Source organism: Streptomyces sp. NRRL B-1140 (genome assembly GCF_001280065.1).
In the GTDB taxonomy this organism is placed as follows: domain Bacteria; phylum Actinomycetota; class Actinomycetes; order Streptomycetales; family Streptomycetaceae; genus Streptomyces.
This window is the reverse complement of the sequence record NZ_LGEA01000116.1, coordinates 28678-52882: the sequence shown is the minus strand read 5'-3', so window position 1 is coordinate 52882 and position 24205 is coordinate 28678. Positions and strand designations below refer to the sequence as shown.

Here is a 24205-nt window from a genome sequence, read left to right as displayed (position 1 = left end):
CAACGAGCGCACCCGCTTCACCTTCCCGCGCCAGCGCCGCGGCCGCCGCCTGTGCCTGGCCGACTTCTTCCGCCCCGAGGAGTCCGGCGAGACGGACGTGGTGGGCCTGCAGGTCGTCACCGTCGGCTCGCGCATCGGCGAGGAGACCGCCCGGCTCTTCGAGGCCAACGCCTACCGCGACTACCTCGAACTGCACGGGCTCTCCGTGCAGCTGGCCGAGGCGCTCGCCGAGTACTGGCACGCACGCGTGCGCTCCGAGCTCGGCTTCGCGGGCGAGGACCCGGACGAGATGCAGGGCATGTTCGAGCTGAAGTACCGGGGCGCCCGCTTCTCCCTCGGCTACGGCGCCTGCCCGAACCTGGAGGACCGGGCGAAGATCGCCGACCTGCTGGAGCCGGAGCGCATCGGCGTCCGGCTGTCCGAGGAGTTCCAGCTGCACCCCGAGCAGTCCACGGACGCCATCGTGATCCACCACCCGGAGGCGAAGTACTTCAACGCCCGTTGAGCCGTCCCACCGGGCACACGGGCCAAAAGAGGCGCTTCTCCAGCGCACGACGTAGACTGGTCGGTCCACCGCAGGCCGGTTCCCCTCGTGGGAGCCGGCCTGAACGTCCCTCAAGGAGGTACGTGGATGACCAGTACGGTCCCCGCGCTCGGAACACTTCCCCAAGCTCTCGGCTCCGCTCGAGCAGGGGATACCCCAACGGCCGAGGGCTCCGCCCTGCAAGCGGTGCTCCTCGACATGGACGGCACCCTGGTGGACACCGAGGGCTTCTGGTGGGACGTCGAGGTCGAGGTCTTCGCCTCCCTCGGCCACACGCTCGACGAGTCCTGGCGGCATGTCGTGGTCGGCGGTCCCATGACCCGCAGCGCGGGCTTCCTCATCGAGGCCACCGGCGCCGACATCCCCCTCGAGGAGCTCACCGTGCTCCTGAACAACGGATTCGAGGCCCGCATCGACCGCGCCCTGCCGCTCATGCCCGGCGCCGGCCGGCTGCTCGCCGAGCTGTACGAGTACGAGATCCCCACCGCCCTCGTCTCCGCCTCGCACCGGCGCATCATCGACCGGGTCCTCACCTCGCTCGGAGCCCACCACTTCAGCCTGACCGTGGCCGGTGACGAGGTGCCGCGCACCAAGCCCCACCCCGACCCGTACCTGGCCGCCGCCGCCGGACTCGGCGCGGACCCGGCCCGGTGCGCCGTCATCGAGGACACCGCGACGGGAGTCGCCGCCGCCGAAGCCGCGGGCTGTCAGGTCGTGGCCGTGCCCTCCGTGGCCCCCATCGCGCCCGCCCTGCGCCGCACGGTCGTCACCTCCCTCGAAGAGGTCGACCTGACATTTCTGCACGGCCTGATGACGGAAATGCGCTAGGCGTTCACCCAGCGTGCAGCGGCGTTAGAGCGGCAATTCCGAAGGTGAATTCGCAGCCCTCCGGACGATCGAATTCCCGTACCTTCGAACCCGTTTACGCGTGTGACGTTCCCCACGCATTCCGGGCTCGACAGCCGATTCGGCGTGTGCTGGGCACCCCCTCACGGGGGTGGTCGGCGTGCCCTTGTGTCCCGATTGATGGAACGCTGCACCAAAGCTTCCGCTGTCGGGTTTTCGGTCTGTCCGCGCCCGGTTCCACAGCGTGATGGGTGCTCAACTCCGGTGGTTGCGAACCCTCCTGCCGGCCCGGACTAACCTCGTCGCGAGAACATCGCCCCACCCCCGTGATCCGCTGCGCCACCCCTGCATGCCGGGTACACGGAGTCGACAGCTCTGGAGAAACTCGAGCATGAACCGCAAGACTTTGGTGCTGCCGGCCGTGATCGGCCTGCTCGCGCCGGTGCTCGCCGCCTGCGGAGGGTCCGACAGCGGGAGCAGCGACAGCGACGCGATCGTCGTCGGCACCACGGACCGGTTCACCGCCTCGAAGGACGCCCCGGCGCCCCTCGACCCGGCCTACGCCTACGACGTCGGCACCTGGAACATCCTGCGCCAGACCGTGCAGACCCTGATGATCCAGCCGCGCGGCGAGGGCGAGCCGGTACCGGAGGCCGCCGAGCGGTGCGGCTTCACCGACACCGGCAACGAGCGCTACGCCTGCACCCTGCGCGACGGCCTGAAGTTCTCCAACGGCAACGCTGTCACCGCGGCCGACGTGAAGTACTCCATCGACCGCGCCCGCTCCCTCAAGGCCGACAGCGGCGTGTTCGCGCTGCTGTCCACCATCGACACGATCGAGACCCAGGGCGACCGCGAGGTCATCTTCCACCTCAAGACGGCCGACGCGACCTTCCCCTACAAGCTGTCGACCCCGGTCGCCGGCATCGTCGACCCCGAGGACTACCCGAAGAACAAGCTGCGCGACGGCTTCGACCTGGAGGGCTCGGGCCCCTACACCCTCAAGGCCGACGTCGAGAACAACGAGCTGGTCAAGGCCGAGTTCACCAAGAACCCCGACTACAAGGGGACCCTCAAGGTGAACAACGACAAGGTCGACATGGTGTCCTTCAAGGACGCCGACGCCATGGGCGAGGCGCTGAACAAGGGCGACATCGACCTGATGACCCGCGCCATGTCGCCGGACCAGATCCGCAAGCTCTCGGGCGACGCGGACACCGACATCGACCTCGTCGAAATGCCCGGCCTGGAAATCCGCTACCTGGGCTTCAACACCGACGCCCCCACGGTGAAGTCCAAGGCCGTACGCCAGGCGATGGCCCAGGTCGTCAACCGCAGCGCCCTGGTCTCCAAGGTCTACGGCTCCCAGGCCGAGCCGCTGTACTCGCTGGTCCCGGCCAGCGTCACCGGCCACTCCAACTCGTTCTTCAACAAGTACGGCGAGCCGAACGTCACCAAGGCCCGTTCCCTGCTCAACCAGGCGAACATCACCACCCCGGTGAAGCTGACGCTGCACTACACCACCGACCACTACGGCCCGGCCACCAAGAAGGAGTTCGAGGTCCTGCGCGACCAGCTGAACTCCAGCGGCCTCTTCGACGTCGGCATCAAGGGCACTCCCTGGGACACCTTCCGCCCGGCCGAGAAGAAGGGCGACTACGACGTCTACGGCATGGGCTGGTTCCCTGACTTCCCGGACGCCGACAACTTCCTCGCGCCGTTCCTGGACGCCGACAACACCCTCGGCTCGCCGTACGCCAACCGCCAGATCCGCAACACCCTGATCCCGGAGTCCCGCCGCGAGGCGGACCGGCTGTCCGCCTCCAGCAGCCTGACGGACATTCAGGACATCGTCGCCGGCGACGTGCCGGTGCTGCCCCTGTGGCAGGGCAAGCAGTACGTCGCCGCCCGCGACGACGTCACGGGTACCGCGTACGCGCTCAACTCCGCCTCGACGCTCCAGCTGTGGGAGCTCGGGCGGGGCGTGAGCGGCTGACCGACCCGATGGATCCCCGGGGGCCGGTGACCGTGGCCCCCGGGGAACCGTGCCCCGGAGCCAGGGACGTGCTCCGGGAGTTCTCGAGAACCGACGACAAAGGCACACACGTGAACCTACGCAACCAGTGGCCGGTCCTGCCCATCGTGGCCGGGCTCGCCTCCGGACTGCTGACCGGCTGTGGCACGGAGAGCGGAGACTCCGCGGGGGACGGCTCCAACGTGGTGGTGGGGATGTCCGACGACGTCCTGGCCACGGACCCGGCCTCCGGCTACGACCCCGGCTCCTGGCTGTTGTTCAACAACGTCTTCCAGTCCCTGCTGAGCTTCCCCAAGGGCGCCACGGAACCCCAGCCGGAGGCCGCCGAGAGCTGCACCTTCACGGACACGCAGAGCTCGGTCTACCGGTGCACGCTGAAGGACGGCCTCAAGTTCAGCAACGGTGACAAGCTCACCTCCGAGGACGTGAAGTTCTCCTTCGACCGGATGCTGAAGATCAACGACCCCGACGGGCCCGCGATCATGTTCCCCACGCTCGACAAGGTCGAGACACCGGACGAGACGACGGTCGTCTTCCACCTCAACACGTCCGACGCCACCTTCCCCAGCAAGATCGCCTCCGGCGCCGGGTCCATCGTCGACCACGACGAGTACGACGCGGGCAAGCTGCGCAAGGACCACAAGGCCGTCGGCTCCGGCCCGTACAAGCTCGACTCGATCGACGACGACCAGGCGGTCTTCTCCGTCAACGAGAACTACAAGGGCACCGCCAAGGTGAAGAACACCGGCGTGACGCTGAAGTTCTTCGACGGCGACCAGACCGCCCTGAAGCAGGCCATCCAGAACGAGGAGGTCGACATCGCCTACCGCGGCCTCACCGCGGGCGACGTCGCCGACATGGAGAAGGCCGACGACGGCACCGGCACCGAGGTCGTCGAGGGCAGCAGCGCCGAGGTCCAGCACCTGGTGTTCAACATGGACGACCCGGTCGCCGGAAAGATCGGCGTCCGCAAGGCCATCGCCCACCTGCTCGACCGCGAAGCCCTCATCAAGGACGTCTACCAGGGCACCGCCACCCCGCTGTACTCGATCATCCCGGCCGGAATCGCGGGCCACAACACGGCCTTCTTCGACACCTACGGCGCCCGCCCCTCCAAGGCCAAGGCCCAGGCCGCGCTGCGCGAGGACGGCATCACCGGCAGGGTGAAGCTCACCCTCTGGTCGACCCCGTCCCGCTACGGCCCCGCCACCGACCAGGAGCTGGAGGCCATCGCCGGCCAGCTCAACACCAGCGGCCTGTTCGACGCGAGCGTCAAGTCCGTCCCCTTCGGCCAGTACGAGAAGGACATCGCCGCCGGCAAGTACGGCGTCTACGTCAAGGGCTGGGTGCCCGACTACCCGGACGCCGACAACTTCACAGCCCCCTTCTTCGGCGAGGGCAACGTGCTGAGCAACAACTACGACAACAGCACGATCACCGGCTCGCTCATCCCACGCACCGCCGCCCTGACCAACCGGGCTTCCACCGACAAGGAGTTCGGCGAACTGCAGGACATCGTCGCCGACGAACTCCCCGTCCTGCCGGTGTGGCAGGCCAAGCAGTACGCGGTCGTCCGCGACGGCGTCTACGGCCTCGAGTACTGCCTCGACGCCTCGACGGTCTTCCGCTTCTGGGAACTCAGCAAGGACGCCTGACGCACCCAAGCGAAAAAGGGCGCCTCCCGCTCTGCGGGAGGCGCCCTCTCGTGTACCGGATCGCGGACGCTACTGCGCGCCCGGACGCACCAGCCCGCTCTCGTACGCGTACACCGCCGCCTGCACCCGGTCACGCAGGCCCAGCTTCGTCAGCACATGCCCCACGTGCGTCTTGACGGTGGTCTCACTGACGAACAGATCGGCGGCGATCTCCGCGTTGGACAACCCGCGCGCCACCAGCTTCAGCACCTCGACCTCCCGGTCGGTGAGTGTGTGCAGCGTGTCCGGCACCGGCTCGTCCCCCGACGGCAGATGCGTGGCGTACTTGTCCAGCAGCCGGCGCGTGATGCTCGGCGCGAGCATCGCCTCGCCCCCGGCGACGACCCGGATGGCCTGCACCAGCTCGTTGGCGGGCGCGTCCTTGAGCAGGAACCCGCTGGCACCGGCGCGCAGCGCCTCCACCACGTACTCGTCGAGATCGAAGGTGGTCAGCACCAGCACCTTCGCCGGGCCGTCCCGCTCGGGCCCGGTGATCTGCCGGGTCGCCTCCACACCGTCCATCCGCGGCATGCGGATGTCCATCAGAACCACATCGGGCTGTAGCGCACGCACCTGGTCGAGTGCCTGCAGTCCGTCACCGGCCTCCCCGACGACCGCGATGTCCTGCTCGGCCTCCAGGATCATCCGGAAGCCGGTACGGAGCAGCGGCTGGTCGTCGACCAGTAGGACGCGGATGGCCACGTAAGTCTCCTTCGCTAGTCCGGCCCCATTCTGCCCTGCGCGGGCCCACCGGACTCAGGCACCCTCACCGGCGACGGGCTGCACGGGAAGTCCCCCCGCCCGCACCGGCAGCGGATACGGCGGGGGAGTGCCCCCGAACTCCGGGCAGTGCGCCTGGTGATCGCACCAGCCGCACAACTTCGTCGGGCGCGGCCGCCAGTCACCCGTCTCGGTGGCGAGCCGGATCGCCTCCCACAGCGCCAGCAGCTTGCGCTCCACCCGCTCCAGATCGGCGAGGACCGGGTCGTACGTCAGCACCTGGCCGCTGCCGAGGTAGACCAGCTGCAGCCGCCGGGGGACCACGTTCTTCAGCCGCCACACCACCAGGGCGTAGAACTTCATCTGGAACAGGGCGCCCTCGGAGTACTCCGGCCTGGGTGCCTTGCCCGTCTTGTAGTCGACGATGCGGACCTCGCCCGTGGGCGCCACGTCGACCCGGTCGATGATGCCGCGCAGCCGCAGCCCCGACTCCAGCTCGGCCTCGACGAACAGCTCCCGCTCGGCCGGCTCCAGACGGCTGGGATCCTCCAGGGTGAACCAGCGCTCGACCAGCTGCTCCGCCTCGCCCAGCCAGCGCGCCAGCCGCTCACCCTCGGGATCGTCGGCGAACAGCTCCACGACCTCCGGCCGCGTCTCGCGCAGCCGGTCCCACTGACCGGGGATCAGCGACTTCGCCCGCGGCGCCGTGCGCTCGGCCGCCGGGGCGTCGAAGAGCCGCTCCAGCACGGCGTGCACCAGGGTGCCCCGGGTCGCGGCCTCGCTCGGCTTCTCCGGCAGCCGGTCGATCACCCGGAAGCGGTACAGCAGCGGGCACTGCATGAAGTCACTGGCACGCGAGGGGGACAGCGAGGCCGGCGGTATGGCGGTGGACCCGGTCACGAGGGCGCTCACGGCGGCGGTCTCGGCCGCTGCCTCCGCCACCGGCCGGGCCTCGGCCTCCGTCCGTACCTCCGCCGCCGTCCCCACTGCCGCCTCGGCAGGCCCGGCCGGGCCCGGCGGATCCACCGCCGCGGCCGGACTGCTGTCGGGCTGCCCCGCGCCCTCGGTGCTCGTCTCCATGCCCCAGACCTTACGGCCCGCCACTGACAGTGACCCGGCCGCGTTCCGTGGGGGAAGCCGGGAGAGGAGGTCGACGTACGGGAAACACAGGGGTGCCGGGGCGAAACGCGCCACGACGGACGCATACCATCGACTCGAGACCCTCCCGTCCGGCAGGCGCGGGAGACGCTTCGATCGAGGGGACACCGGTGGACGAGAGCGGCGGGCGCGGGCGGCCGCGGTCCGGCAACGACGAGTCGGCCGAGCGCCACGCGGGGCGTCCGGACCGGGCCACCGACCCGATCCCCACCGACGAACACCCCCGGAACGCCCACCACCTGACTCCCGAGCAGCCCACCCCGGCACCGGAGCAGTCCACTGAGGCCCCGATGCCGGCCCCGGGCCCGGCGCCCCCCCCCGGGGGCCCCGAAGCCCCCCCACAACCCCCCACCCCCCCCGCCCGCCCCCCCAACCCCCCCCCCCCCCCCCCCGCGGCGCCGACCCCCCCCCGCCCGACGCCCCCCCCACCCCCCCCCCCGGCTACGCCCGCCGGTACCTCTCCGACAGACGCGCCGGCGACCCGGCCGACAGCGTCGGACGGCCCTGAGAGCGACCCGCAGGCGGAGGAAGCCCCCACCGTCGGCCCTGCACCGGACCCGCGGACCCCGCACACCACCGCCCCCGCCCCGGCGGAACCCGACGGCGACCGGCCGCACCAGGGCGACACCCACCCCGACCGCGCCTACGCGAGTGGTCCGCACTCGGCACCTTCCGCCGGCCGGCCCGAGCCGGATCGACCGGGCCAGGCCCCGGACGCGGGCGAACAGGACCGTCCGCAGCCCGCGGGCCCCACCCCCGCCCCCGGCCACTCGAGCCACCACGGCGACCGCCCCCTCGCGCACTCCGCAGACGGCAAGGGCCCCGCCCCCCAGCGGCCCGAGCCCCGGGGCGGGCTGCTCATGGGGCGGCCCTTCGGGGTGCCCGTGTACGTCGCGCCGAGCTGGTTCCTCGTCGCCGCGCTGATCACCTGGGTCTTCGGCGGCCAGCTGGAGCGCGTGCTGCCCGAGCTCGGCGCCGCCCGCTACCTCGTCTCCCTCTTCTTCGCGGTCGCCTTCTACGCATCCGTACTGGTCCACGAACTGGCCCACACGGTCGCCGCCCTCCGCTTCAAGCTCCCGGTCCGCCGCATCCGGCTCCAGTTCTTCGGCGGCGTCTCCGAGATCGAGAAGGAGGCCGAGACCCCCGGCCGCGAGTTCGTGCTCGCCTTCGTCGGGCCCCTGCTCTCCCTCGTCCTCGCCGGCGTCTTCTACGCCGCCCTGCTGGCCGTGGAACCCGGCACCGTCCCGGGCGTCCTGCTCGCCGGCCTGATGATCTCCAACCTCATCGTCGCCGCGTTCAACCTCCTGCCCGGCCTGCCCCTCGACGGCGGCCGCATGCTCCGGGCCGTGGTCTGGAAGATCACCGGCAAGCCGATGACCGGAACCATCGCCGCCGCCTGGGTCGGCCGCGCCCTCGCCGTCTCCGTCCTCATCGGACTACCACTGCTCACCCAGTCCGGCGCCCTCGGCACCGACGCCGTCGACAACGTCGGCATGGACACCGTCCTCGACGCCCTGCTCGCCGCCATCCTCGCCGCGATCATCTGGACCGGCGCCGGCAACAGCCTGCGCATGGCCCGCCTGCGCGAGCACCTCCCCGAACTGCGCGCCCGCGCCCTCACCCGCCGCGCGGTCCCCGTCGAGACCGACACCCCCCTCTCGGAGGCCCTGCGCCGCGCCAACGCCGCCGGCGCCCGCGCCCTGGTCGTCGTCGACGCCGACGGCAAGCCCCTCTCCCTCGTCCGCGAGGCCGCCATCGTCGGCGTACCCGAGCACCGCCGCCCCTGGGTCGCCGTCAGCGGCCTCGCCCAGGACCTCACCGACGGCATGCGCGTCTCCGCGGAACTGTCGGGCGAGGAACTCCTCGACGCGCTCCGAGAGACCCCCGCGACCGAGTACCTGGTCGTGGAGGAGACGGGCGAGATCTACGGCGTGCTGTCGGCGGCCGACGTGGAACGCGCCTTCGTGAAGGCGATGGCCAGGCCCAGCTGAGTGGTCGGAGCCCCCTCCCGGGACCGGTAGGCTGGTCACATGTCCGAACCGACCGGTGCCGCCCGCAGGCGCGGGCCCTTCAAGGTCGGGGACCAGGTTCAGCTGACCGACCCCAAGGGCCGCCACTACACGTTCACGCTCGAGGCCGGGAAGAACTTCCACACCCACAAGGGTTCCTTCCCGCACGACGAACTGATCGGCGCTCCCGAGGGCAGCGTTGTCCGCACCACGGGGAACGTCGCCTACCTCGCGCTGCGCCCCCTGCTCCCCGACTACGTCCTGTCCATGCCCCGCGGCGCCGCCGTGGTCTACCCCAAGGACGCGGGGCAGATCCTCGCCTTCGCCGACATCTTCCCCGGCGCGCGCGTCGTGGAGGCGGGCGTCGGCTCCGGCTCCCTCAGCAGCTTCCTGCTGCGGGCCATCGGCGACCAGGGCATGCTGCACAGCTACGAGCGCCGCGCCGACTTCGCCGAGATCGCCCAGGCGAACGTCGAGCGCTACTTCGGCGGCCCGCACCCCGCCTGGCAGCTCACCGTCGGCGACCTCCAGGACAACCTGTCCGACGCCGACGTCGACCGCGTCATCCTCGACATGCTCGCCCCCTGGGAGTGCCTGGAAGCCGTCTCCAAGGCACTCGTCCCCGGCGGCATCCTGTGCTGCTACGTGGCGACCACCACCCAGCTCGCCCGGACCGTGGAGTCCATCCGCGAGATCGGCTGCTTCAACGAGCCGACCTCCTGGGAGACGATGATCCGGAACTGGCACATCGAGGGCCTGGCCGTCCGCCCGGACCACCGGATGATCGGCCACACCGGCTTCCTGCTCACCGCCCGCCGCCTCGCCGACGGCGTCGAGCCGCCCATGCGCCGCCGCCGCCCCGCCAAGGGCGCCTACGGCGAGGACTACGCGGGGCCCAACGCCGACGGCGGCACCGCCCGCTGAAACGGCCCGTCACCGCGCCCAACGCATCGGCGCCGTGGCGGAGTTCCCGGATCCACACCGGAACTCCGCCACGGCGCCCTTTCGTTGCCGCCCCGGGTGAATGCTCCTGCGAGACCATTGACCTGCCGAAAGAGCCCTTACGGCCCTGGGCGCGCCACAGCGCGGGCGAAACTCCCGCGGTCCGCTGACACAACGGCAGGAACCGCAACCCTTCTGACTTCCCCGGCACAGGACACGCACACCCCGCCGTTCCCTCGGACTGTGACGTGTGGCACCATGCTGGCCACCCCACCGGCACAGCCCCAGGAGACCCTCCTAGTGCAGTCTTCCGCCGTCCCGGACCTCGCCCACACCCACACCCGCCCCATCCACTGGCTCGCCACCGCGACGGCCGTCGCCGGCGTCGTGGCCTTCTCCTCGATCCTGCAGCCCGGCGCGGCGACGGCGGCCCAGCCGACCGCCCCCGAGACCAAGAGCGCTCCGGCGCACCTGACTCCACCCGACCCGGCCACGGTCGCGTTCCCGATCGAGTGCGGCCCGGTGAAGGCCGTCGTGAAGAAACGGGCTTCCGGAGACCTCGACGGCGACGGCCGCCCCGAGACGGTGGCCGTGGTGCACTGCGACTCCCCGATGGGCACCCCGCCGGACGGCGTGTACGTCCTGACACGCGACGCCGACGGCGCCGAGCCGCGCGTCGTGGCCACCCTGCTCAACCCCAAGGACGGCACCACGGTCACCGACTTCGCCGTACGCGACGGAGCCGTCAGCGCCACGCTCCTCGGCTACTCGTCGGCCGACGTGCCGCGTTGCTGCCCCGACGTGAAGAGCGACGCGAAATGGCGTTGGCAGGACGGCTCGTTCGTCCGCTCCACGCCGGCCGGAGCGCGCAGCGTGTGAACCACGCGCGACGGAACGTGTGAGATATCAGACAGTAGTCACGGAAGGTAAAGAAGCGGTCACTCCGCGTCCGGACCGTACACCTCGGCCCTGTCCGAAACCCGGCGCACATGAATGCACTCGCCCGGACACTCCTTCGCGGAGTCGATCACGTCCGTGAGAAGCGGCAGCGGAACGGGCGTTGTCGCTCCCTTGTCCTGGAGCAACTCGTCGCCGGCGCTCTTGACATAGGCCAGACCATCGATGTCCAGCTCGAACACCTCCGGCGCGTACTGGGCGCAGATGCCGTCACCGGTACACAGATCCTGGTCGATCCAGACCTCCAGCTCCTCGCCTTCCGCCCCGGCCACCTGCTGCACGCTCATCTCTCCTGCCGTTTCTCCGCCGAGCCGGGCCGGGAATCCGGCCAGCTCCGGCGGGTGTTGAACAGCTCGACCCTACCTTCGCCTGGGTTCCAATCATGTTCGCTGGGTATTCCCCTGGCGTGAGGGAGAGCGCAAGGGTGAAGATCGGACACACCCCGACCGTCTTTGTGATCTAGGGGTTTCAATCGACACCCGCCCAGGTAGGGTCTGGAAGCGTCCAGCTCCCCTTGGAGGAGGTGAGGACCGTGGCAGCCCACGACGACGACATGAACCGCGGCATCCGCCCGGGACGCGGGTCCGACGACCCGGCCGGGCAGATCGCCTATCTCGAGCAGGAAATCGCCGTCCTGCGGCGCAAGCTCGCCGACTCTCCGCGACACACGAGGATTCTCGAAGAGCGGATCGTCGAGCTGCAGACCAACCTGGCCGGCGTGTCCGCGCAGAACGAACGACTCGCCAACACGCTCCGTGAGGCCCGCGACCAGATCGTGGCCCTCAAGGAGGAGGTCGACCGGCTCGCACAGCCACCGGCCGGCTTCGGGGTCTTCCTGACGGCGAACGAGGACGGCACCGCCGACATCTTCACCGGCGGCCGCAAGCTCAGGGTGAACGTCAGCCCCAGCGTCGAGCTCGACGAGCTCCGGCGCGGCCAGGAAGTAATGCTCAACGAAGCGCTCAACGTGGTCGAGGCCATGGAATTCGAGCGCGTCGGTGACATCGTCACCCTCAAGGAGATCCTCGAGGACGGCGAGCGAGCCCTCGTGCTCGGACACACCGACGAAGAGCGGGTGGTACGGCTCGCCGAGCCGCTGCTGGACGTGAACATCCGGCCCGGTGACGCCCTGCTCCTCGAACCCCGCTCGGGCTACGTCTACGAGATCGTCCCGAAGAGCGAGGTCGAGGAACTCGTCCTCGAAGAAGTCCCCGACATCGGATACGAGCAGATCGGCGGTCTCGGCGGCCAGATCGAGGCCATCCGCGACGCCGTCGAGCTGCCGTACCTCTACCCCGACCTGTTCAAGGAGCACGAGCTGCGGCCGCCGAAGGGCGTCCTGCTGTACGGGCCCCCCGGATGCGGCAAGACGCTCATCGCCAAGGCCGTGGCCAACTCGCTCGCCAAGAAGGTCGCCGAAGTGACCGGCCAGGCCGCCGGCAAGAGCTTCTTCCTCAACATCAAGGGCCCCGAGCTCCTGAACAAGTACGTCGGCGAGACGGAGCGGCAGATCCGCCTCGTCTTCCAGCGGGCCCGTGAGAAGGCCAGCGAGGGCACGCCCGTCATCGTCTTCTTCGACGAGATGGAATCCCTCTTCCGCACCCGCGGCTCCGGTGTCAGCTCGGACGTGGAGAACACCATCGTCCCGCAGCTGCTCGCCGAGATCGACGGCGTGGAGGGCCTGCAGAACGTGGTCGTGATCGGCGCCTCCAACCGTGAGGACATGATCGACCCCGCCATCCTGCGACCCGGCCGGCTCGACGTGAAGATCAAGATCGAGCGTCCGGACGCCGAAGCGGCCAAGGACATCTTCGGCAAGTACCTCACAGAGCGCCTCCCGCTGCACGGCGACGACCTCGGCGAGCACGCCGGCGACAAGGGCGCCACGGTCCAGAACATGATCCAGACGGCCGTGGAACACATGTACGCGGAATCCGAGGAGAACCGCTTCCTGGAGGTCACCTACGCCAACGGTGACAAGGAAGTCCTCTACTTCAAGGACTTCAACTCCGGCGCCATGATCGAGAACATCGTCGGCCGCGCCAAGAAGATGGCGATCAAGGACTTCCTCGAGAAGAACCAGAAGGGCCTCCGCGTCTCCCACCTCCTCCAGGCCTGCGTGGACGAGTTCAAGGAGAACGAGGACCTGCCGAACACCACCAACCCGGACGACTGGGCCCGCATCTCCGGAAAGAAGGGCGAACGGATCGTGTACATCCGTACGCTCATCACCGGAAAGCAGGGCGCGGACACCGGACGCTCCATCGACACGGTGGCGAATACCGGTCAGTACCTGTAAAAGACAGGGCGGCTGCGGGTGCCCTCGGCGGGTACCCGCAGCCGACTGTTTTTCGGGCCACGGCTGGAGCAACGCAATGACGCAAATGATCTCCCCACCAGCGCAAAGGCGTTCTAGGCTCTTGCGTACCGCCGAGTCGCGCAGTGCGGGGACGGGCACCGCACACGCAACCGAGCGCCAGCGGTATCTGAGCGGCGCCCACGACCGAGGGTGCCGCCGGGCAAGGAGGGCCGCATGACCGTACGGCGAGTAATGGGCATCGAGACGGAGTACGGGATCTCCGTCCCCGGCCACCCCAACGCCAATGCCATGCTCACCTCGTCCCAGATCGTGAACGCCTACGCGGCTGCGATGCACCGGGCCCGCCGGGCTCGCTGGGACTTCGAGGAGGAGAACCCGCTGCGGGACGCGCGAGGCTTCGACCTCGCCCGCGAGGCCGCCGACTCCAGCCAGCTCACCGACGAGGACATCGGCCTGGCCAACGTGATCCTCACCAACGGTGCACGGCTCTACGTCGACCACGCACACCCCGAGTACAGCTCCCCCGAGGTGACCAACCCCCGGGACGCCGTCCTCTGGGACAAGGCCGGCGAGCGGATCATGGCCGAGGCCGCCGAACGGGCCGCGCAGCTGCCCGGTGCCCAGCCGATCCACCTGTACAAGAACAACACCGACAACAAGGGCGCCTCCTACGGCACACACGAGAACTACCTGATGAAGCGGGAGACCCCCTTCTCGGACATCGTGCGCCACCTGACGCCCTTCTTCGTCTCCCGCCAGGTCTTCGCCGGAGCAGGCCGCGTCGGCATCGGCCAGGACGGGCACGAGCACGGCTTCCAGCTCAGCCAGCGAGCCGACTACTTCGAGGTCGAGGTCGGCCTCGAGACGACGCTCAAGCGCCCGATCATCAACACCCGCGACGAGCCGCACGCGGACGCCGAGAAGTACCGGCGCCTGCACGTGATCATCGGCGACGCGAACCTCTCGGAGATCTCGACCTACCTCAAGCTGGGCACGACCTCGCTGGTTTTGTCGATGATCGAGGACGGTTTCATCGCCGTCGACCTGGCCGTCGACCAGCCCGTCCGCACCCTCCACCAGGTCTCGCACGACCCGTCGCTCAAGCGCCTGGTCACGCTCCGCAGCGGCCGCACGCTCACCGCGGTCCAGCTGCAGATGGAGTACTACGAGCTGGCGCGCAAGTACGTCGAGGAGCGGTTCGGGGCCGACGCCGACGACCAGACCAAGGACGTCCTCTCGCGCTGGGAGGACACCCTCACCCGTCTGGAGCACGACCCGATGAGTCTGGCCGGAGAGCTCGACTGGGTCGCCAAGCGGGAGCTGATGGAGGGCTACCGGCGCCGGGACAGCCTCGACTGGGACGCGGCCCGGCTGCACCTGGTCGACCTCCAGTACGCCGACGTACGACCCGAGAAGGGCCTGTACAACCGTCTGGTGGCCCGCGGGCGCATGAAGCGGCTGCTGACCGACGCGGACGTGGAGCGGGCCCGCACGGTGCCGCCGGAGGACACCCGGGCCTACTTCCGCGGCCGCTGCCTGGAGCAGTACGCGGACGACGTCGCGGCGGCCTCCTGGGACTCGGTGATCTTCGATCTGCCGGGCCGGGACTCGCTGCAGCGGGTCCCAACCCTGGAACCGCTTCGCGGAACGCGTAATCACGTCAAGGAGCTCCTGGACCGCTGCCGCACCGCGGAAGACCTGGTCAGAGTTCTGTCGGGCGGGTGACCCCGATGAACGGGTACTCGTCCGTAACCGGCCGGACAGGGTGGAAAGTCCCTGGTCCGGGAATCATCGAGGTGGTCCCCGTACGTTGGAGCAACTGCGGGGCCATTGTCAGACCCGGCGAGTAGGGTCTGATCTTGACCGAGCAACTGTGTCGGGCGAACCGAGCGGGGTGAGGGATATGGCGACCAAGGACACCGGCGGCGGACAGCAGAAGGCCACGAAGTCCACCGAGGAGGTCGAGGAGCAGGCGCAGGACGCGCAGGCCTCCGAGGACCTCAAGGAGCGTCAGGAGAAGCTGAGCGACGACGTGGACTCCGTCCTCGACGAAATCGATGATGTGCTCGAAGAGAATGCCGAGGACTTCGTGCGCTCCTTCGTTCAAAAGGGTGGAGAGTGATTTCACCTTCGATTCGAAGGCTGGCGGGGGAGTTGGGGTGTTCGACAGTGAAAGCGTGAAGCGCTGCTCGCGGTGCAAGCAGGACAAGCCGCGAGCAGCCTTCGCGAGCAACAAGGCTGTGATGGACGGTCTCCAGGCGTACTGCCGCGAGTGCTCCGCGGCGTACTACCGGCAGCGCCAGGATGCCCGAGGCAGGAAGCCACGCCCGAGAGTGGCCGCGCCCGATGGGCACAAGTACTGCCAACGCTGCCGGGAGATCAAGCCGCACGCCGAGTGGGATCGCAATAGAACAGCTTCCGATGGCCTATCGACGGCCTGCAAGGCATGCCGAGCAGCCGAGGGACGTGCGCGTCATCTGAAGCGCAACTACGGCCTCACCGAAGCCGAGCGGGACGAGATGGTCGCCTCCCAGATGGGGCTCTGCATCATCTGCCTAAAGGCCCCGGCTGCCCATGTGGATCACTGCCACAAGACGGGTAGGGTCCGTGGCGTACTGTGCTTCAACTGCAATTCGGCCATCGGCAAGTTGGGAGACGATCCCGACGCCGTCCGCCGGGCCGCCGCTTACTTGGAAGGAATCGCGTGGAAGCCAACACTCGTAGCACCGGGCGTCTACCAGCTGCCTTCCTGACGCCAGGGTCTTCCTCCTTCATGGACTTCCTGTCGGAACACCAGCCGGAGATCCTGCCGGGCAACCGGCAACTGCCCCCCACCCAGGGCGTGATCGAGGCTCCGCACGGCACGACGATCGTCGCCGTGACGTTCCCCGGCGGTGTGGTCCTCGCCGGCGACCGGCGGGCCACCATGGGCAACGTCATCGCGCAGCGGGACATCGAGAAGGTCTTCCCGGCCGACGAGTACTCGGCGGTGGGCATCGCCGGCACGGCGGGCCTGGCCGTGGAGATGGTGAAGCTGTTCCAGCTGGAGCTGGAGCACTTCGAGAAGGTCGAGGGTGCGCAGCTGTCCCTGGAGGGCAAGGCGAACCGGCTGTCGACGATGATCCGTTCCAACCTCGGCATGGCCATGCAGGGCCTGGCCGTGGTGCCCCTGTTCGCGGGGTACGACGTGGACCGCGACAGGGGCCGCATCTTCTCCTACGACGTCACCGGTGGCCGCTCCGAGGAGCACAACTACGCTGCCACCGGTTCCGGGTCGATCTTCGCGCGCGGTGCGATGAAGAAGCTCTTCCGGGACGACCTCAGCGAGGCCGAGGCCACGACGCTCGTGGTGCAGGCGCTCTACGACGCGGCAGACGACGACTCGGCGACCGGTGGTCCCGATGTCGCCCGCCGGATCTATCCCATCGTCACCGTGATCACCGACGACGGCTTCCGCCGGCTGACCGAGGGCGAGGCGTCCGAGATCGCTCGCTCGGTCCTGGAGCGGCGGCTGGAGCAGCCCGACGGGCCGCGGGCCGCGCTGCTGTAGCGGCGATCGTCTTCGTGAGGGTGGTCCAGTGAACCGACGGAATCTTCCAGAGAGGGACGGATAACCGGTGTCGACGCCGTTCTATGTCTCACCCCAGCAGGCCATGGCCGACCGGGCGGAGTACGCCCGCAAGGGCATCGCCCGTGGTCGCAGCCTGGTCGTGCTGCAGTTCGCCGACGGCATCGTGTTCGTCGGCGAGAACCCGTCCCGTGCGCTGCACAAGTTCAGCGAGATCTACGACCGGATCGGCTTCGCGGCCGCCGGCAAGTACAACGAGTACGAGAACCTGCGGATCGGCGGCGTGCGCTATGCCGACCTCCGGGGTTACACCTACGACCGGGACGACGTGACGGCCCGGGGTCTGGCGAACGTGTACGCGCAGACGCTGGGCACGATCTTCTCCAGCGCCGCGGAGAAGCCTTATGAGGTGGAGCTGGTCGTCGCCGAGGTCGGGGAGACCCCCGAGGGTGACCAGATCTACCGGCTGCCGCACGACGGTTCCATCGTGGATGAGCACGGCTCGGTCGCGGTGGGTGGCAACGCCGAGCAGATCAGCAGCTATCTGGACCAGCGTCACCGGGAGGGCATGACCCTCGCGGAAGCGCTGAAGCTGGCGGTCCAGGCGCTGTCGCGCGACACCAACGGCAGTGAGCGGGAGATCCCCGCGGAGCGGCTGGAAGTGGCCGTGCTGGACCGTACGCGCCCGCAGAAGCGCAAGTTCAAGCGGATCAGTGGGCGGCAGTTGTCGCGGCTGCTGGGTGCGGACGCGGACGCCGCGCAGGAGGCGGCGTCGGAGGACGAGGCCGAGTAGTTCTGACGTGGTGTGTCGCGCCCCGGCCGATGTGATCGTGGCCGGGGCGCGTCGTCGTACACGGCTGCGGGTCCGCTGGGCCTGCGGGCAGTCGTGCCGCTGGGGCGGCACGGGTGGGCGCAGGCAGCACCGCGTTCCGCCGGGTTGTGGTCCCACCCGGCCCCCGCGACAACCCCGTCACGGCTAGCGAGGCGGTGCCGTAGAGCCCCGTACGACCAGCTGGACGGGGATGTCCCCGCTCTCGGGTTCGTGGCCCTCCAGCACGGCCAGGAGGGCCCGCATGCCCCGCTCTCCGAACAGCTCCGCGTCCAGGCGGACCGTTGTCAGCTCCGGGTCGATGGCTGTGGCCAGGGCCAGGTCGTCCAAGCCCGTGACCGACAGGTCGTCGGGGATGCGCAGCCCCAGGCGGCGGGCGGCCTTGTAGGCCCCGGCGGCGAGTTTGTCGTCGTCGCAGATGACGGCGGTGGGGCGGATGCCGGGCTCCGAGAGGGCGGCCTGGGTGGCGGCCTGGGCGCCCTCGATGGAGATGGGTGCCCGGGTCGTGCGCATCGCCGTGCCCGGTACCGCCGACAGGCGGGCCGTCAGCTCTCGGGCGCGTACCTCGAAGGTCCAGGAGGGGACGTCCGCCGCCAGGTGGAGGAAGTGGCGGTGGCCCAGGGACAGCAGGTGCTCCGCGGCCTGGCGGACGCCGTCGGCGATGTCCAGGTTCACCGTCGCCGCCCCGAGACTGCCGTGCGGGTCGCTGTCCAGCATCACCAGCGGCAGTGCCTCGCCGCGGATCGCGGTCAGGGCGTCCGCGGCCATGGAGGAGGCGATCACGCCGTCCAGCGCGGTCTGCGCGGAGGCGAAGGGGTCGCGGGCGGGGCCGATGCCTTCGGGGGAGGGGTAGAGGACCACGCCGAAGCCGTGCTGGGCGGCGACACGGGCGGCGCCCGTGTAGACGCCGGCGAAGAATTCCGTGGTGAGGGCGGGGACGACCAGGAGGACCGTGCGGGTGTGGCCCAGGCGCAGGTTGCGGGCGGCGAGGTTCGGGCGGTAGCCCAGGTCGCGGGCGGCCTCCCGGACGCGCTGGGCCGTGGTCTCGGAGACCCGGCCGCGCCATTTGTCGCCGAGGACCAGGGAGACGGCGGCCTGGGAGACGCCGGCGGCCTGGGCGACGTCCCGGCTCGTGGGGCGTGTGCTGCCTCGTACCACCGTCGGCCTGCTCCTTCGTCTGGACCCGTGAACAGCGGCCATGGTACGTATGGACGCGGACGTTATACGTAAAACCTAGGGGCGGGACATGGCCACGGGATACCTGGAAATCCTTCGGGCGCGACATGCCGCCCGGCTGCTCGTCGGCACGCTGGTGGGCAGGCTGCCCAACGCCACGGCCGCCATCGCGATCCTGCTGTTCGTCCGGGCGGAGGGCGGTACGTACAGCCTGGCGGGGGCGCTGGCGGCCGTGTACGGCGTCGCCAACGCCGTGGGGCAGCCCGTGCTGGGCCGGATCGTGGACCTGCGGGGGCAGCCGCGTGTGCAGTTGCCGGCCGCTGTCCTGTCCGGGCTGTCGATGGCCCTGTTCGCCTTCGCCGGTATCGGGTCGCTGCCGCTCGCGTACGCCGCCGTGGCCGGTGCCGGGCTCTTCACGCCGCCCCTGGAGGGCGGGCTGCGGGCGTTGTGGTCCTCCGTGCTGCGCAGGGAGGATCAGGTGCACACGGCGTACGCCATGGACGCCGTGGCCCAGGAGGTGATGTTCACCGTCGGGCCGCTGCTCGTGACGCTGTGCGTGTCCTTGTGGTCCACCCAGGCCGCGTTGCTCGTGATCAACGCCGTCGGCGTGCTCGGGGCGCTGTCCGTGGTGGTCTCGGAGCCCTCGCGCACCTGGCGGTCGGCGCCGCGTGAGGCGCACTGGCTGGGCGCGCTGCGCTCGCCCGGGCTGCTCGCGCTGCTGGCGGCCTTCCTGTTCATCGGGATGGCCCTCGGTTCCATCACGGTCGCCTCCGTGCCCTACGCGGACGAGCACGGCGGGGACGCCGTCTACGGCTGGCTGATGGCGGCCCTGGGTTTCGGCGCGTTGGTCGGCGGCACCGTGTACGGCGCCCGGCAGTGGGCCGGTGAGCCCGCGCGGCGACTGCGGGTGCTGGTGGCCCTTCTGGTGGTGTGTTATCTGCCGCTGATGCTGATGCCGGACGCGGTTCCCATGGTGGCGCTGACCGCGCTCGCCGGGGTCTTCCTCGCGCCCGCCATCGCCTGTGCGTTCGTCCTCGTCGACCGGCACGCCCCGCGCGGCACGGTCACCGAGGCGTTTTCCTGGCTGGTGACGACGTTCACCGTGGGCCACTCGGCCGGAACGGGCGTCGCGGGGCCTGTCGTCGAGGCGGGCGGGGCCTTGTGGGGCTTCGCCGTGCCGGCCGTCGCGGGTGGTGTGTCCCTGCTGGTTTTGACCGCCACAGGACGGGTAGTCGCAGCTCCCGGCCGGGGAGCGGTTGTTGCGACCGGTTCGGAAAATGATCCGAACCGTGCCGTCGAACCCCGTTTCAGTTCAGGGGATCGGGCGTAATGTTCCCTCATGGACCGCCGCATTTTCGGGCTGGAGAACGAGTACGGCGTCACGTGCACGTTCAGGGGACAGCGCCGCCTGTCTCCTGACGAGGTGGCGCGGTACCTCTTCCGCCGTGTCGTGTCATGGGGCCGAAGCAGCAACGTCTTTCTGCGAAACGGCGCCCGCCTCTATCTCGACGTGGGATCGCATCCGGAATACGCGACACCGGAATGCGACAACGTGACCGAACTGGTCACCCACGACAAAGCGGGCGAGCGCATTCTCGAAGGACTCCTGGTGGACGCCGAACGACGCCTGCACGAGGAGGGAATCGCGGGCGACGTCTACCTCTTCAAGAACAACACCGACTCGGCGGGCAACTCCTACGGCTGCCACGAGAACTATCTGGTGGCGCGGCACGGGGAGTTCTCCCGGCTCGCGGACATTCTCATTCCGTTCCTGGTCACCCGCCAGCTGCTGTGCGGTGCGGGCAAGGTGCTGCAGACACCGCGCGGCGCCGTGTACTGCGTCAGCCAGCGCGCCGAGCACATCTGGGAGGGCGTCTCCTCGGCGACGACCCGTTCCCGGCCCATCATCAACACGCGTGACGAGCCGCACGCGGACGCCGAGCGCTACCGTCGCCTGCACGTCATCGTGGGTGACTCCAACATGTCCGAGACGACCATGCTGCTCAAGGTCGGTGCCACCGACCTGGTGCTGCGCATGATCGAGGCGGGCACGGTGATGCGGGACCTCACCCTGGAGAACCCGATCCGGGCGATCCGCGAGGTCAGCCACGACATCACCGGCCGCCGCAAGGTGCGTCTGGCCAGCGGACGCGAGGCCTCCGCCCTGGAGGTGCAGCGCGAGTACTACGAGAAGGCCCTGGACTTCTGCGAGCGCCGGGGCATCCGCACCGGCACCGTCGAGCAGGTCCTGGAGCTGTGGGGCCGCACGCTGGACGCGATCGAGGCCGAGGACCTCGACCGCATCGGCACCGAGATCGACTGGGTCATGAAGTACAAGCTCATCGAGCGGTACCGTGCCAAGCACAACATGACCATGTCGCATCCGAGGGTCGCGCAGATAGACCTCGCCTACCACGACATCCATCGCCGTCGTGGCTTGTACTACCTGCTCGAGAAGAAGGGCCAGGCGGCGCGTATCTGCAACGACCTGAAGATCTTCGAGGGCAAGTCCGTCCCGCCGCAGACCACGCGCGCCCGGCTGCGCGGGGACTTCATCCGGCGGGCCCAGGAACAGCGCCGGGACTTCACGGTCGACTGGGTCCACCTGAAGCTCAACGACCAGGCTCAGCGGACCGTGCTGTGCAAGGACCCGTTCCGTTCCGTGGACGACCGGGTGGAAAAGCTGATCGCCGGAATGTGAGCCGGATCCGGCTCGTCCGGGAAGCCGGTGCCCGAAGGTTTTCGTACCTTCGGGCACCGGTGTTTTTCCGCCGTTTCCGCCCGTGCGGGAGCGGCCCTGGCGGCGTCGTGTCGCGCGGTGTGGGGAGTGTGGAGCGGCTACGCCGTAGAGTGGCGGGGATTGCCCCCACCTCCGATCCCAGTTGGACTGATGAACTACAACACGAAACGACTCGTGGCCGCGCTGCTGGCCGTTCCCGCCCTGTTGTTCACCGCCGCGTGCGGATCGGACGACGGGAACAACGGCGATGCGGCGGGAGGCGTCGCCGAGGTCAAGGGGAAGGTCGGGGCGAAGCCCGAGATCTCCGTCCCCAAGGACGGCAAGCCGTCCGACGAGACCGTGGTCAAGACGCTCTCGGCGGGCACCGGAACGCCGATCAAGGGCTCGGACTTCGTCCGTCTGGACTGGACCGTCGAGAAGTGGGGCGGTGACCAGGAGCTCGGCGGCACCTGGGCCGCGGGGGCGACGGGTGACAAGGCGCCGCGGCGGCAGTCCATCGAGCAGATCGGCAAGCCGAGCCAGCAGCTTCCCGAGAAGGTCCTCGACGCGGTGAAGGGCAAGAAGCCCGGCAGCCGTGTTCTGGTGCAGGGCACCGCGGGAGATTTGATCGGCCAGAGCCTGAACACGTCCTCCGGGATCTCCGCGAAGGACGTGCTGATCTGGGTGGTCGACCCGGTCGGCGCCGCGAGCGTCGACGCCAAGGCGGAGGCCAAGGGCGAGCAGGCGCCTTCCGAGCCGGGCATGCCCGAGGTGAAGTCGCCGTCGCAGAAGGCCGCGGTCATCACCGTTCCCAAGGGTGAGAAGGCTCCCAAGGACCTCAAGGAACAGGTGCTGATCAAGGGCGACGGCAAGAAGGTCGAGGCCGGCCAGGGGCTCATCGCCCAGTACACGGGGGTCAAGTGGGAGGACGGCAAGAAGTTCGACTCCTCCTGGGACCACGGCGGCGCCACCGCCTTCCAGATCGGCAACGGCTCCGTGGTGGCAGGCTGGGACAAGGGCCTCGTCGGCAAGCACGTGGGTGACCGGGTGCTGCTGGTGATCCCGCCCTCGCTGGGCTACGGCGCGAGCCCGCAGAGTGAGCTGGCCAAGAACACACTGGTCTTCACGGTGGACATCCTCGGCACGGTCTGACCCGGCCGGTCTGTGAGACTGTCCCCGACGCAGGTCACGTAACAAGGAGAATTGAAGTGAGCATCGACAAGCCCGAGATCGACTTCCCGGGCGGCGAGCCCCCGGCGGACCTCGAGATCAAGGACATCTGGGAGGGTGACGGCCCGGTCGCGCAGGCCGGCCAGACCGTCACCGTGCACTACGTGGGTGTCTCCTTCAGCACCGGCGAGGAGTTCGACGCCAGCTGGAACCGCGGCACCCCGTTCCGCTTCCCGCTGGGCGGCGGCCGGGTCATCAAGGGCTGGGACCAGGGCGTGCAGGGCATGAAGGTCGGCGGCCGCCGCCAGCTGACCATCCCCGCGCACCTCGCCTACGGCAACCAGAGCCCGTCTCCTCTGATCAAGCCCGGTGAGACGCTGATCTTCGTGGTCGACCTGCTCGGAGTCTGAGCAGGCTTCGGACAGACTCGATCATGTGGGGCCCATGCCTGCTCGGGCATGGGCCCTCGGCTTTTGCCGTGCCACCGTGTGGCGGTACGGTCATCGCTCGTAAGCACCATAGGGAGGCGAAGCGCGTCGATGGCCATTGCCAAGGCAGAGCGGCTGATGAATCTGGCGCTGTGTCTGCTCGGGACGCGGCGCCCGCTCAGCAAGCGTGAGCTGCGCGACTCCATCGAGGCCTACGTAGAGGCCTTCGGGCCGGGCAGCGGCACGACCGGCTCCGATGATTCCTTCAACCGCATGTTCGAGCGCGACAAGGACGACCTGCGCGAACTGGGGCTGGTCATCGAGACCGTCGAGGGCCTCGACGGCGAGATCGGCTACATGGCCCGCCGTGACAGCAACCGCCTCCCGCCCATCACCCTGGACGCCGAGGAGGCCGCCGCCCTCGGGCTGGCCGCCAAGGTGTGGCAGCAGGCCCGGCTCGCCGGAGCGGCCAGCGGGGCCCTGCAGAAGCTGCGTGCGGCCGGGCTTCCCGAGGACGTCGACCCCTACGGGTCGCACGGCGCGCTGGAGCCGCGCATCCCGGTGCACGAGGCCGCGTTCGAGCCGCTGATGCTGGCCTGCAGGGACCGCAGGCCCGTCGTCTTCGACTACCGCAAGGCCACCGCCGCCCACCCCGAGCAGCGGCACGTGGAGCCGTGGGCGCTGGAGTGCTGGCGGGGCCACTGGTACCTGGCGGGCTGGGACCGCGACCGGGGTGCCGAGCGGGTCTTCCGGCTGTCGCGGATCACGGGCAAGGTCCGCTCGCGCGGCGGTCGTTACACCGCCGAGGTGCCGGACGTCGTGACCGTCCGGGAGACCGTAGCGAGCTGGGCGGGGGAGGTCGCCGACCGTTCGGCGCGGATCCGGCTGCGTGCCGGGGCGGGGTACCCCCTTCGGGCGAAGGCCACCTCCGTCCGGGAACTCGGCGACGGCTGGGACGAGTTGGAGATTCCGTACGGCCACGGGCTGGACGCCTGGCTGGTGGAGTTCGGGCCGGACGTGGTCGTCCTGGAGCCCGCCGAGCTGCGGGCCGACGTGGTGGACCGGCTGCGGGCCGTGGCCAAGGGCTGAG

At 69.6% G+C, this 24205-nt stretch carries 21 protein-coding genes and 1 pseudogene; 18 read left to right on the top strand and 4 right to left on the bottom strand.

The window, feature by feature from the left end; translation table 11 throughout:
• From ADK65_RS28665 to ADK65_RS28650, 4 genes are all read left to right on the top strand, one after another.
• A partial coding sequence (locus ADK65_RS28665) for a vitamin B12 dependent-methionine synthase activation domain-containing protein (protein ID WP_324614314.1) occupies positions 1-505 on the top strand: 505 nt, incomplete at its 5' end.
• Positions 506-631: 126 nt separating this feature from the next.
• Complete coding sequence (locus ADK65_RS28660; RefSeq protein WP_053673886.1) at positions 632-1372, top strand: HAD family hydrolase; 741 nt, start codon at positions 632-634, stop codon at positions 1370-1372.
• A 409-nt stretch (positions 1373-1781) separates the two neighbouring features.
• Positions 1782-3386 carry an ABC transporter substrate-binding protein gene (locus ADK65_RS28655; RefSeq protein ID WP_053673885.1) on the top strand — a complete coding sequence of 535 codons (1605 nt, stop codon included), beginning with the start codon at positions 1782-1784 and terminating at the stop codon, positions 3384-3386.
• Positions 3387-3496: 110 nt separating this feature from the next.
• Positions 3497-5080, top strand: a complete 1584-nt coding sequence (locus tag ADK65_RS28650; RefSeq protein ID WP_053673890.1) for an ABC transporter substrate-binding protein — start codon at positions 3497-3499, stop codon at positions 5078-5080.
• 69 nt (positions 5081-5149) lie between these two features.
• Here ADK65_RS28650 and ADK65_RS28645 read toward each other — a convergent pair whose 3' ends face one another.
• Both ADK65_RS28645 and ADK65_RS28640 read right to left on the bottom strand, forming a co-directional pair.
• On the bottom strand, positions 5150-5821 hold the full coding sequence (locus ADK65_RS28645; protein ID WP_053673884.1) for a response regulator: 672 nt from the start codon (positions 5819-5821) through the stop codon (positions 5150-5152).
• Positions 5822-5835: 14 nt separating this feature from the next.
• Positions 5836-6919 (bottom strand): annotated as a pseudogene (locus ADK65_RS28640) (RecB family exonuclease).
• Positions 6920-7107: 188 nt separating this feature from the next.
• Here ADK65_RS28640 and ADK65_RS37485 point away from each other — a divergent pair.
• From ADK65_RS37485 to ADK65_RS28625, 3 genes are all read left to right on the top strand, one after another.
• Complete coding sequence (locus tag ADK65_RS37485) at positions 7108-8988, top strand: site-2 protease family protein (protein ID WP_078956189.1); 1881 nt, start codon at positions 7108-7110, stop codon at positions 8986-8988.
• A gap of 39 nt (positions 8989-9027) precedes the next feature.
• Positions 9028-9930, top strand: coding sequence for a tRNA (adenine-N1)-methyltransferase (locus tag ADK65_RS28630; protein WP_031141913.1), 903 nt, complete (start codon positions 9028-9030; stop codon positions 9928-9930).
• A 318-nt stretch (positions 9931-10248) separates the two neighbouring features.
• A complete protein-coding gene (locus tag ADK65_RS28625; RefSeq protein WP_053673881.1) occupies positions 10249-10827 on the top strand; it encodes a hypothetical protein in 579 nt (192 codons plus the stop codon).
• A gap of 59 nt (positions 10828-10886) precedes the next feature.
• Here ADK65_RS28625 and ADK65_RS28620 read toward each other — a convergent pair whose 3' ends face one another.
• Positions 10887-11192, bottom strand: a complete 306-nt coding sequence (locus ADK65_RS28620) for a ferredoxin (protein ID WP_053673880.1) — start codon at positions 11190-11192, stop codon at positions 10887-10889.
• Positions 11193-11437: 245 nt separating this feature from the next.
• Here ADK65_RS28620 and arc point away from each other — a divergent pair, with 245 nt between their 5' ends.
• The 6 genes from arc to prcA all read left to right on the top strand — a co-directional run bounded on the left by arc (position 11438) and on the right by prcA (position 17586).
• On the top strand, positions 11438-13204 hold the full coding sequence (arc, locus tag ADK65_RS28615) for a proteasome ATPase (RefSeq protein WP_053673879.1): 1767 nt from the start codon (positions 11438-11440) through the stop codon (positions 13202-13204).
• A 234-nt stretch (positions 13205-13438) separates the two neighbouring features.
• On the top strand, positions 13439-14950 hold the full coding sequence (gene dop / locus ADK65_RS28610) for a depupylase/deamidase Dop (RefSeq protein ID WP_342449673.1): 1512 nt from the start codon (positions 13439-13441) through the stop codon (positions 14948-14950).
• A 178-nt stretch (positions 14951-15128) separates the two neighbouring features.
• Positions 15129-15347 carry a ubiquitin-like protein Pup gene (locus ADK65_RS28605; protein ID WP_053673878.1) on the top strand — a complete coding sequence of 73 codons (219 nt, stop codon included), beginning with the start codon at positions 15129-15131 and terminating at the stop codon, positions 15345-15347.
• Between the two features lie 37 nt (positions 15348-15384).
• Positions 15385-15978 (top strand): endonuclease VII domain-containing protein, encoded by a 594-nt coding sequence (locus tag ADK65_RS37475; protein WP_234352983.1) that lies wholly within the window; start codon positions 15385-15387, stop codon positions 15976-15978.
• Positions 15930-16775 carry a proteasome subunit beta gene (prcB, locus tag ADK65_RS28600; RefSeq protein WP_053673877.1) on the top strand — a complete coding sequence of 282 codons (846 nt, stop codon included), beginning with the start codon at positions 15930-15932 and terminating at the stop codon, positions 16773-16775. The genes ADK65_RS37475 and prcB overlap by 49 nt, the downstream gene beginning before the upstream one ends.
• A gap of 67 nt (positions 16776-16842) precedes the next feature.
• Entirely contained in the window at positions 16843-17586 is a 744-nt protein-coding gene (gene prcA / locus ADK65_RS28595; protein WP_053673876.1) for a proteasome subunit alpha, read from the top strand.
• A gap of 183 nt (positions 17587-17769) precedes the next feature.
• On the opposite strand, the gene ADK65_RS28590 is transcribed toward prcA, so the two are convergent.
• On the bottom strand, positions 17770-18780 hold the full coding sequence (locus ADK65_RS28590; protein ID WP_053673875.1) for a LacI family DNA-binding transcriptional regulator: 1011 nt from the start codon (positions 18778-18780) through the stop codon (positions 17770-17772).
• 88 nt (positions 18781-18868) lie between these two features.
• Here ADK65_RS28590 and ADK65_RS28585 point away from each other — a divergent pair, with 88 nt between their 5' ends.
• From ADK65_RS28585 to ADK65_RS28565, 5 genes are all read left to right on the top strand, one after another.
• A complete protein-coding gene (locus tag ADK65_RS28585; protein WP_053673874.1) occupies positions 18869-20128 on the top strand; it encodes an MFS transporter in 1260 nt (419 codons plus the stop codon).
• Positions 20129-20137: 9 nt separating this feature from the next.
• Positions 20138-21499, top strand: a complete 1362-nt coding sequence (gene pafA, locus ADK65_RS28580; protein WP_031106199.1) for a Pup--protein ligase — start codon at positions 20138-20140, stop codon at positions 21497-21499.
• 189 nt (positions 21500-21688) lie between these two features.
• Positions 21689-22669 carry an FKBP-type peptidyl-prolyl cis-trans isomerase gene (locus ADK65_RS28575; RefSeq protein WP_078956186.1) on the top strand — a complete coding sequence of 327 codons (981 nt, stop codon included), beginning with the start codon at positions 21689-21691 and terminating at the stop codon, positions 22667-22669.
• 56 nt (positions 22670-22725) lie between these two features.
• Positions 22726-23097, top strand: coding sequence for an FKBP-type peptidyl-prolyl cis-trans isomerase (locus ADK65_RS28570; protein WP_010045336.1), 372 nt, complete (start codon positions 22726-22728; stop codon positions 23095-23097).
• A gap of 129 nt (positions 23098-23226) precedes the next feature.
• Positions 23227-24204 carry a helix-turn-helix transcriptional regulator gene (locus ADK65_RS28565; RefSeq protein WP_053673873.1) on the top strand — a complete coding sequence of 326 codons (978 nt, stop codon included), beginning with the start codon at positions 23227-23229 and terminating at the stop codon, positions 24202-24204.
• Position 24205 lies beyond the last annotated feature (1 nt).